Genomic DNA, 439 nt, shown 5'->3' on the forward strand with positions numbered 1-439 from the left:
CCCGTGATGCCGGGCTTGATGAGCAGCCGGCGGTTGACGCGGTCCTCGTACATCTCGACCTCCGCGGGAAGCGGCGGTCGCGGCCCGATGAGGCTCATGTCGCCGATCAGCACGTTCATGAACTGCGGCAGCTCGTCGAGCGAGTACCGGCGCATGATCTTGCCGATCGGGGTGATCCGCGGGTCGTCCTTGATCTTGAACAGCACGTCGTTGCCCGCGTCGCGCTCGGCCTGCAGCGCCGCCAGGCGCGCCTCGGCGTCGACCACCATCGAGCGGAACTTGAACATCGTGAAGGTCTGCCCCTGCAGACCGACCCTGGTCTGCCGGAAGATGATCGGGCCGACGCTGGAGAGCCGGATCGACATCGCCAGGAAGGCGAAGACCGGTGCGAGCAGCACGAGCGCGCTCGCCGCGGCGACGACGTCGATCACGCGTTTGG

General features: G+C 67.4%; 1 protein-coding gene. It reads right to left on the bottom strand.

What is annotated here, in order from left to right; all coding sequences use genetic code 11:
• A partial coding sequence (locus FJ658_RS03655; RefSeq protein ID WP_141144024.1) for a sugar transferase occupies window positions 1-439 on the bottom strand: 439 nt, incomplete at both ends.

This window comes from Schumannella sp. 10F1B-5-1, from assembly GCF_006517535.1.
Classification (GTDB): domain Bacteria; phylum Actinomycetota; class Actinomycetes; order Actinomycetales; family Microbacteriaceae; genus Schumannella.